Source organism: Acidaminobacter sp. (genome assembly GCF_030247605.1).
GTDB lineage: Bacteria > Bacillota > Clostridia > Peptostreptococcales > Acidaminobacteraceae > Acidaminobacter.
In genome coordinates this window covers 41,693-50,637 of sequence record NZ_JAOTSB010000020.1, presented here as the reverse complement: position 1 = coordinate 50,637, position 8,945 = coordinate 41,693, and the positions used below count along the sequence as shown (strand labels likewise).

Annotated in this window: 7 protein-coding genes; 6 read left to right on the top strand and 1 reads right to left on the bottom strand. The window is 51.2% G+C overall.

Annotated elements, in window-relative coordinates; all coding sequences use genetic code 11:
• Positions 1 to 59: 59 nt before the first annotated feature.
• The 4 genes from OEL90_RS10345 to OEL90_RS10330 all read left to right on the top strand — a co-directional run bounded on the left by OEL90_RS10345 (position 60) and on the right by OEL90_RS10330 (position 5,034).
• A complete protein-coding gene (locus OEL90_RS10345; RefSeq protein WP_291400047.1) occupies positions 60 to 1,391 on the top strand; it encodes a glycine/sarcosine/betaine reductase component B subunit in 1,332 nt (443 codons plus the stop codon).
• A 15-nt stretch (positions 1,392 to 1,406) separates the two neighbouring features.
• Positions 1,407 to 2,732: a betaine reductase selenoprotein B gene (grdH, locus tag OEL90_RS10340; protein WP_291400049.1), complete on the top strand. Its 1,326-nt coding sequence runs from the start codon at positions 1,407 to 1,409 to the stop codon at positions 2,730 to 2,732.
• Between the two features lie 49 nt (positions 2,733 to 2,781).
• On the top strand, positions 2,782 to 4,284 hold the full coding sequence (locus tag OEL90_RS10335) for a glycine betaine uptake BCCT transporter (RefSeq protein WP_307730964.1): 1,503 nt from the start codon (positions 2,782 to 2,784) through the stop codon (positions 4,282 to 4,284).
• 222 nt (positions 4,285 to 4,506) lie between these two features.
• Complete coding sequence (locus OEL90_RS10330) at positions 4,507 to 5,034, top strand: GNAT family N-acetyltransferase (protein WP_291400052.1); 528 nt, start codon at positions 4,507 to 4,509, stop codon at positions 5,032 to 5,034.
• Between the two features lie 205 nt (positions 5,035 to 5,239).
• Here the strand turns inward: OEL90_RS10330 and OEL90_RS10325 are convergent, their stop codons facing one another.
• The gene (locus OEL90_RS10325) at positions 5,240 to 5,611 is read right to left on the bottom strand and encodes a hypothetical protein (protein ID WP_291400054.1); all 372 of its coding nucleotides are present in this window, start codon (positions 5,609 to 5,611) and stop codon (positions 5,240 to 5,242) included.
• A 238-nt stretch (positions 5,612 to 5,849) separates the two neighbouring features.
• Here OEL90_RS10325 and OEL90_RS10320 point away from each other — a divergent pair, with 238 nt between their 5' ends.
• Together OEL90_RS10320 and glgX are read left to right on the top strand one after the other, a co-directional pair.
• A complete protein-coding gene (locus tag OEL90_RS10320; protein ID WP_291400055.1) occupies positions 5,850 to 6,614 on the top strand; it encodes a DUF434 domain-containing protein in 765 nt (254 codons plus the stop codon).
• The gene (gene glgX, locus OEL90_RS10315) at positions 6,607 to 8,850 is read left to right on the top strand and encodes a glycogen debranching protein GlgX (RefSeq protein WP_331488128.1); all 2,244 of its coding nucleotides are present in this window, start codon (positions 6,607 to 6,609) and stop codon (positions 8,848 to 8,850) included. Before OEL90_RS10320 ends, glgX begins: the two co-directional genes overlap by 8 nt.
• Positions 8,851 to 8,945 lie beyond the last annotated feature (95 nt).

Here is an 8,945-nt window from a genome sequence, read left to right as displayed (position 1 = left end):
AAAATAAATAAAAAAATAACAATCAAAAGGCAAGCATTCTGACAAGGGGTGAAATTGAAGTGAGATTGGAAATCGGAAATTTCTATGTACGAGACATCCAGTTCGGTGCCAACACAGTGTTTGAAAACGGCGTTCTCACCATCAATAAGGAGGAAGTTATTGCATTTCTGAAAGATGCAGATGAACATCTGATAGACGTGGACCTTCAAGTTGCAAGACCTGGTGAGTCTGTTCGAATCGTACCGGTTAAAGAAGCCATTGAACCACGTACACGCGTCGGCGCAGAACATTCAGTATTCCCGGGCGTCACAGGCGAAGTCTTCCAGGTTGGCGAAGGCAGAACCCATGCTCTAAAAGGCATGAGTGTCCTGGCTGTTGGCAAGCATTGGGGCAGCTTTGGAGATGGACTCATCGACATGGCCGGGGAAGGCGCGAAGCTCACCTACTTTTCTCAACTAGTCAATCTTTGCCTCGTAGCAGATACAGACGAAGCCTTTGAGCGACACGAGCAGCAAAAGAAAAATCACGCGCTTCGCTGGGCGGCTCACAGACTCGCGGAATATATAGGCAATACCGTAAAGGAACAAACACCGGAGGCCCTTGAAGTGTTCGAGCTTGAGCCGGTCACTAAGAGAAGCGCTGAAATGAACGCGCTGCCTTCAGTAGTCTACGTCATGCAGCCACAGTCCCAAATGGAAGAAATGGGCTATAACGACTTGCTCTACGGCTGGGACCTGAACCACTTCATCCCAACGTTCATGCATCCAAATGAGGTGCTTGACGGCGCTGTGATCTCCGGCTCCTTCATGCCATGCTCCTCCAAATGGTCGACTTATGACTTCCAAAACAACCCAACCATCAAGCGTCTCTATGACGAGCATGGCAAGTCTCTGAATTTCCTCGGCGTCATTATGAGCAACCTCAACGTCTCCCTTGAGCAAAAACGTCGTTCGGCGCAATTCGTCGCTAAAATGGCGAAGCTCCTCGGCGCAGACGGCGCGATCCTCGCAGAAGAGGGCTATGGCAACCCGGATGCGGATTTCATCGAGTGCTTCGTAGAACTTGAGAATGCGGGCGTTAAGACCGTCGGCATCACGAATGAATGCACCGGCCGCGACGGCAAGTCCCAGCCCCTTGTCACGCTCGACATCAAAGCGAATGCCATTGTCTCCTGCGGCAACGTTTCAGAGCTCATAGAGCTTCCGCCGATGGACGTAGTAATCGGCGAGCTTGCAGCACTCGGCCGTGACGGTTTATCCGGCGGATGGGATTATGACGAAAAACTCGGGTCATCTGTCCGCGAGGACGGTTCCATCATCCTCGAGAACAACTCAATGTTCTGCGGCGACCAGGTATGCGGTTGGTCACCAAAGACCATGGCAGAATTTTAGAGGGGGGAGATCAACGTGAAAAAAGCGATTTTATATATCAATCAGTTTTTCGCAGGTATCGGTGGAGAAGAGAAAGCAGACCACGCGCCTGAAATCCGAGAAGGTCTGGTCGGTCCCGGCCTTGCACTGGCTGCGTCCCTGAAAAACGCAGAAATTACTCATACGATCATCTGCGGCGACAACTTCATGGGCTCCAGACAGGATGAAGCGATCGCGGCTATTGAAGGCTTCCTAAAAGACAAAGAATTTGATATCTTCTTTGCAGGGCCTGCATTTCAGGCTGGACGTTATGGCAATGCCTGCGGCGTCGTCAGCAAGTTTGTCCAGGACAAGTTCGGTGTTTACGCTGTGACGTCCATGAATGAAGAAAATCCTGGCGTTGAGATGTTCAAAAAAGATGTCTATATCTTCCCGGGCGGAAAGAGCGCTGCGGCAATGAAGGTTGACACTCAGAAAATGGCAGAACTCGGCGACAAGATCCTGGCCCTTCCGGAAGGCGAAAAGCCAATGTTTCTGGCTGCTGAAGAAGGCTTCTACCCAAGAGGCGTCCGCCATCAAGTTTGGCTCAAGGATCAGAAACCGGCTTCAGACCGCGTCGTTGAAATGCTTCTGAAAAAACTGGCTGGAGAGCCTTTCCAAACAGAACTTCCGATTCCTAAGATTGATCGCGTGGATATTGCGCCGCCTATTGCGGACTTATCAAAGGCGACGATTGCTATTATCACAAGCGGTGGCATAGTGCCAGTGGCGAATCCTGACAGAATTCAGTCAGCCTCTGCGACGCGCTGGGGACGTTATGACATTTCCGAGCTGGTTGACCTTGAGACCGGGGTGTTCAAGACGATTCACGCTGGCTTTGACCCGGCTGCCGCAGATGCGGATCCGGATGTCATTGTGCCGCTGGATGCATTGAAAGCCTACGAAAAAGAAGGCAAAATTGGAAAGGTCCACGAGTATTTCTACAGTACGGTTGGCACGGGTACAACAGAAGCGGAAGCTGCAAGAATGGCCCGAGAAATGATTCCATATCTGCGCGAAGCAGGCGTGGACGGCGTGATTCTCACCTCGACATGAGGCACCTGTACTCGTTGCGGTGCAACGATGGTCAAAGAAATCGAAAGAGCTGGCTTTGCGATTGTTCAGATGTGCAACCTGATTCCGGTCGCGAAAACTGTAGGCAGCAACAAAATCGTTCCAACTATTTCAATCCCTTATCCACTTGGCGATCCGTCGACGACGAAAGAAGCGCAATATAAGCTTCGTTACCACAGAGTCGGCGTCGCGCTGGATGCTTTAACAGCGGATGTGCATGAGCAAACTGTTTTTCCGGTCAAGTTCTAACCTGCTGTTCAGTTAAGTCCAAAAGACGAATTACCGGGGAGTGAATGGATTGAAACCATCGGCAACAACATCTCTTGGTCAGAAGCTGACCTATTTAATTCCGCTTATCGCTGTTATTATCCTGACGCTTTGGGGCATCCTGTCCAAGGAGAGCTTCGCGGCAGCGGCTTCGAGCACGCTGGGTTTCATCACCACCAACTTTGGGTGGGCTTACCTGTTCTCCATGCTGTTGTTTGTCATCTTTGCCATAGGGCTGGCGATCAGCCCTTATGGCAAGATCAAGCTTGGTAAGGACGACGACAAGCCCGAGTTTTCAACGACATCATGGTTCGCCATGCTGTTTGGTGCCGGCATGGGTATAGGCCTGGTGTTCTGGGGTGTGGCGGAGCCAATGTCACATTACGCGGCACCGCTCGGCGCGACGCCGGGCACGCCCGAAGCAGCTATGTTTGCCCTTAGGGCGTCCTTCAAACACTGGGGCTTCCATCCTTGGGCGAATTACAGCATCATAGGTCTGGCGCTGGCGTATTTCCAGTTTAGAAAAGGCCACAAAGGTCTGATCAGTTCCATTTTCATCCCTTTGATTGGGGAGAAGGGCGCGGAAGGCCCAATTGGCAAAACTATTGATATCCTCGCGGTCTTTGCGACCGTTGCCGGGGTTGCCACTTCACTCGGACTTGGGACACTTCAGATCAACAGCGGACTGAACGCGGTGTTTGGGCTTCCGGAGAACTTCATGATGCAAATAATCATCATTGTCGTCATTACCGTCATTTTTATCTGGACGGCTGTCACGGGCATTGATAAGGGCATTAAGCTTTTAGGAGATATAAATCTGTATCTGGCGTGCGGCATTCTGCTTCTGACGTTCCTCGTGGGGCCGAAGCTGCTGATGCTGACGGGCTTTGCCGGCGCGTTCGGCGAATATCTCAACTATTTCTTCGCGGACAGCCTCAATTACTCCATTGGCGGTGATAATGGCTGGGTCAATGGCTGGACGGTCTTTTACTGGGCTTGGTGGATTGCGTGGGCACCGTTTGTCGGTTCCTTTATTGCCCGCATATCCAAAGGCAGAACCATTCGCGAGTTTATTGCCGGGGTTATTGTGGCACCTGCGATTACGTCTATGGTATGGTTCGCAATCTTTGGCGGTATAGGCATTGACTATGGCATGAAGATGGGTGTTGAGGCAACTGCCGCGGTTGTGGCGAAGCCGGAGACCGCATTGTTTACTGTCTACAGTCAGCTGCCCCTGGGAATGATCTTGTCGGCTTTGACGCTGATCCTTCTGTGCACGTTCTTTATCACTTCAGCGAATTCGGCGACTTTTGTCCTTGGTATGTTTACTTCTGATGGGGACTTGAATCCGAGCAACACCAAGAAGATCAGCTGGGGTCTCATTCAGTCGGCTCTGGCAACGGCGCTGCTGCTGGCAGGAGGTCTTGGACCTCTCCAGACGGTATCTGTGGCTGCGGCATTCCCATTCATAGCGATTATGCTTGGGGCGGCACTAGCGCTTATGAAGGCGCTGCGTGAGGAAAAAGTGACGTAGATTTAACTTACAAATAATAGTAGGAAGGCGGTGTCAGACACCGCCTTCCTACCTTTTTTTTTGGAAACGAGATAAGCGCAATAGGCGCAGGTTGCTGACACTGTCTTCTTTTTAATTTGCATGAAAGGTTATGTCTGTGTCAGATGGCCAATCCACCTAATCTTACGAGGGTAAATCTATGCTAATATAAGATAAGAACTTTTGTGGGAGGGTCTTGATTAAATGATTGAAATCAAAGCCTTGGCATTGGAAGACTGTAAGAGCATAAGCGACATAGACGCCTCTCAGCATATTGGGAAGGCCTGGCGGGAAGTGGATGGTCTTTTGCAGCTGGTTGAGATTGATTATTTTGACCCGAGCTGGCCAAACGGCTATGAAACGCATCTGAAACATTTGGTGGAGATTGTGGTGGGGGATGGGTTGGCGGTTGGGGCGTTTGACCATCGGCAAAAAATGATTGGATTTGTGGCGGTCAGGAGAGATTTTTTCGGAGAAAGCGCACGATATGTCCTGCTCGATCAGTTGTTCATAACGCGTGAGGCCAGGGGCAAGGGGCTGGGTCGAAAATTGTTTGAGGCTGCGGCTGAAGGTGCGAGGCAGTGGGGTGCAGAAAAGCTTTACATCTGCGCGGGGTCAGCGGAAGAGACCATTGCTTTTTATTGGGCGATTGGCTGCAAAACTGCGGTTGAAGTGAATAGGGCGTTATTTGACGCAGATCCGAGGGATCTCCAGATGGAATTTGTGTTATAAGTGGCTTTGTTCAAGGGAAGTGCTGCGGAAATACTACAGTCCCCGCGGCTTGTGGCCTATTGCCCCCAACTCGAAAGTTGTCCGCGTCCCCAACCTGTGAAGGGTTGAAAAAACTAATAAGCGCTGGCGAAATGCCAGCGCTTATTTTTTATCTGTTTATTTTACTTTGGGGTGTACCAGATTAAGCCAAATACTTAGCTAACTATCACTCTAGCCCCTCTACAGCCATGAAGACTTTGGCGGCTTCGAGGGCTTCCTTTTCAGCGCGTGCAGAGGCTGCTGACTCATAGGAAGAAGCTGACAGTTTTTGATTGATCATTGCTGTACCAAACAAAAGCGCCGACACGCCAAAAAAGAGCCCAATCCCTTCAAAGAGGCCTGGCAGCAGCCGGTCGGGCACAAGCAGGCTGAGGATCTCTGATTGGGTGAATCCTTGCGCGGTATAAATAGCGACTGATTTTGAGAAGTATGTAATATGGTTAATCAGGTATAAGATCCCCATTATAAAGAGAAGAGAAGCAGAAAAAATCAGGAATTTTGTGCTTTGAAGAAATTTGCTTGATGTTTTTGAAGTCATGGTATTGGTCTCCTTCAGAAAAAGAATTCTCACTGAGGACCACTTTATCAGATAAATCTATAGATAGGGTTTATAAAAGATTACAAAGATTAAATTTTAAGGCGGTGTCTAAAGCTTATGGCTGAATGATACCGCCTTCCTTCCTTCCTTCCTTTGCTGACGCAATTTGTAATGAACTTAGTCGAAATGGGTAATATAAGGAATAATAAGTTTACACCTGAGTGAAAGAAGGGCTGCCATGACACTCAAAACTAAGCGAAGGGGCTTTGATCCCTCGGATGCAGAGTGCTTTTCGGAGGCTTCGGTGACGCTGCTCAGAACAGCTCTCGACGAGATCGTTTGGCTGCTCGACCGCGGCTATAAGCTGAGGTCAGTGGTAGAACTGGTGGGCGGTCATTACCAGTTGACGGCCAGGCAGCGGATTGCCCTTCAGCGGGCGGCGGTTACACACAGTCGGCAGGTCCATAGAGCAGAAACCATGCTGCCGATGGTCGCGGTTCAGCACACCCCGCTGAACATTGACGGGTTCAATCTCATCATTTTGCTGGAGGTGGCGCTGTCGGGCAGTCCGCTGATCCTTGGCCGGGATGGGGTCCTAAGGGATTTAGCCGGGCTGAGGGGAACCTACGGTATTGTGGACAAGACGCAGGTTGCGCTCGCGTGGATTGGCCGGGCGCTGGGGGCGCTTGGGGGACCATCGGCAAAATTCTTTTTGGATGCGCCTGTTTCCAACTCCGGGAGGCTTGGACAATTGATTTTGGGAGAGGCGGCTGCCTGGGGTGTTCCCGTCGAAGTGATGCTCGTGAAGAACGCGGATGTAGCGCTCGCAGGCGCTGAAGGCGTCGTCACGGGGGACTCGGTGATCCTGGACAGTTGCAGCAGCTGGCTGAACCTCGGACGGTGGATCATTGAAAGGTGGATCCCGGAAGCTTGGATCGTCGACCTGGAAAGCGGTGGCGGACAGCTGCGGATGACGGAAGCTGAAGTGGGGAAGTTTGACTAATATAAAAAGAAACGTCAGCGACAACGCGGACGAATCAGGAAGCGGGGGTGAGCGCGTGGCAACCTTCAAAGTAAAGAAGGTCAGGCAGTCCAGCGGTATGGACCATTTCGTGTGGAAAGAGCTGGTACCTATTGACACGTATCAAAACTACAAAATCCGGCCGGGCTTTTTTCTTCAAAACGGCGCTGTGGTGGTGCCTGGGGGCGTTAGCTTCACTATTTACTCCCAGCATGCGACCGCCTGCAGCCTGGCGTTGTTTGAACGGGGCTGCAAAGATCCCTTTGTGGTCATACCATTTCCGGAGCCCTATAGAATTGGCAATGTGTTTTCCATGATTGTCTTTGGCCTGGACATTGAGAATTTTGAATATGCCTATCTGGTCGATGGACCGTATGAGCCTGAAAGGGGGCTGATCTTTGACCAGACTAAGTATTTGCTGGATCCCTTCGCAAAGGCGGTTACCGGACAGAGCAAGTGGGGGCAGCGGCAAGGTGTTGAGGAGCCCTACAAAGCCCGGGTGGTGACCAATGGCTTTGACTGGGCCAACTGCAAACAGCCGTTGATTCCAATGCAGGATCTGATCATCTATGAGCTGCATGTGCGGGGCTTTACAAGGCATGCGTCTTCCGGCGTCAAGCATCCCGGCACCTTTGACGGCCTGATGGAAAAGCTGCCTTATTTGAAGGCGCTCGGCGTCAACGCGGTGGAGCTGATGCCCATCTTTGAGTTCGACGAATGCAGAGACCTGCGGGAGGTTAACGGGGTCAAACTTTTGAATTACTGGGGGTATAATCCTATCTGCTTTTTTGCGCCAAACACCAGTTATACAGCAGGCGTGGAATACAATCAGGAAGGGAAAGAGCTTAAGGCTCTGATAAAAACTCTTAATGAAAATGGCATTGAGGTCATTTTGGATGTGGTCTTCAATCATACGGCTGAGGGGGATGAACGGGGGCCGTATATCTCTTTCAAGGGTCTTGACAATAACGTTTATTACATGCTGACCCCGGATGGGCGGTATTATAACTTCAGTGGAGTTGGCAACACATTGAATGCCAATCATCCTGTGGTGCAGCGCCTGATTTTGGATTGTCTCAGGTATTGGGTGACGGAGTACAGGGTGGATGGCTTCAGGTTTGATCTGGCGTCGATTTTGGGGCGCAATGAGGATGGATCCCCGAGCAACAATCCTCCGCTTTTGAAAAATCTGGCCTATGATCCAATTTTGGCGAATGTTAAGCTGATTGCGGAAGCCTGGGACGCCGGCGGATTGTACCAGGTTGGGAGCTTCCCGTCCTGGAAGCGATGGTCGGAGTGGAATGGCCGGTATCGGGATGACCTGCGGCGTTTTCTGAAGGGGGATTCCGGACTTGCCGAGGCGGTCGCGGAACGGATCGCAGGATCCCACGATCTTTATGATCCGGTGCACCGCGGCAAGAATGCTTCGGTTAACTTCATTACGTGTCATGATGGGTTCACTTTATATGACCTGTACAGTTACAATGAAAAACATAATGAGGCGAATGGCTGGAATAATTCCGACGGCGAGAATCACAACCACAGCTGGAACTGCGGCGCGGAAGGGGAGACGGAGGAGCCTGGGGTTATAGCGCTGCGCAAGCGCTTGATTAAGAATGCCTGCGCGGTTTTGATGGCCAGCCAGGGGACGCCCATGTTCTATGCGGGCGATGAATTTTGCAACACACAATACGGGAATAACAATGCCTACTGTCAGGATAATGAGGTCTCCTGGCTGGACTGGACACTGCTTGAGAAAAACCGGGATGTTTATGAGTTCTTCAGGAAGATGATCGCGCTGCGGAAGCGGCATCCGAATCTGCGGGACAGTACGGGCCAGGCTAAATGCGGCTTCCCGTATGTCAGTAAGCATGGTTTGGAGCCGTGGAATCTGACGGAGGACATTGAAACCCGCTATCTGGGGGTCATGTTCGCTGGAAAAGCTGAAGAGGCGGGGGCGGACCAGGAAGATGAGGTCATTTACGTGGGCATGAACATGCACTGGGAGTCACGGCACGTGGTGCTGCCCGCTCTGCCGTTGGGCTTAGAATGGCGGATGGCAGTCAATACAGCTCTGCCTGCCGGAGAAGAAATCGTCGATGAGCTGTGTAAGATGAAGGCTGTCCATCATGAGTTCGACTTTGAACCGAGGTCTGTGGTCATCATGATGGCTTGCCGAATCCACAGGGAAGATTCACGAGGCGGCAGGCATAAATAGCACGAAAGTGAAGCTGGTGCAGGGAAGGCGCGATGGCCTTGATTTCCTTGCACCGGTTTTATTCTTTTTTCCCTTGTGTTAGAATAGATTAACTT